1 protein-coding gene is annotated in these 695 nt (G+C 43.7%); it reads left to right on the top strand.

Annotated features, from left to right (window positions below):
• Positions 1 to 137 precede the first annotated feature (137 nt).
• A partial coding sequence (nlpI, locus tag AB4653_RS15725; RefSeq protein ID WP_372104681.1) for a lipoprotein NlpI occupies positions 138 to 695 on the top strand: 558 nt, incomplete at its 3' end.

The following is a 695-nucleotide window of genomic DNA, read 5'->3' as shown; positions in this document are numbered from 1 at the left end:
TGCTGCTGAGTAATTCTTAGCCTATTAATGGGACTATCGCTTTTTAGTGATTTCTAACCCATTGGTAAAAAAGCATGTTATAAAGGGGAGCATATCGCTCCCCTTTTTTATTGCGGTCATAACAGGAGTAATTATTTGTGAAATGGTTTCAAACCGCGAGTATGTGTTTACTGCTTGTACTGACAGGTTGTGCGACAACATCAGATAACACCTCACGTTGGGTTTATCCACCAATGGCTGTACCGCTGCAACCAAGCGTTCAGCAAGAGGTTCAAATTGCACGTCTTAGTCAATTATTACAGCGCCCGGACTTGAATGATGAAGTTCGATCTAAGATGCTGTTTGAACGTGGTAACTACTACGATAGTGTTGGCCTGCGTGATCTAGCACGTCTCGACTTCAACCAATCTCTTTCATTGAACCCTGCTCAACCTGATATCTTCAACCTTTTGGGGGTTTACTTTACGCAGGTAGGGGAGTTTGATGCGGCTTATGAATCTTTTGATTCTACGTTAGAGCTTGATCCTGCAAACTCTTACGCAGAAAGAAACCGCTCTATCGCACTCTACTACGGCGAACGTTATGATTTAGCCAATGAAGAGATGACGAAGCATTATACCGATGACCCAAGTGATCCATTCCGTGCGCTTTGGTTGTATATCATTCAGCACGAACTCACGCCAGAGCAAGCCAAG

The organism is Vibrio sp. 10N.222.48.A3 (assembly GCF_041475345.1).
GTDB lineage: Bacteria > Pseudomonadota > Gammaproteobacteria > Enterobacterales > Vibrionaceae > Vibrio > Vibrio tasmaniensis_A.
Note: the sequence above shows the minus strand (reverse complement) of the source record. Positions and strands in the feature narration are given on the sequence as shown.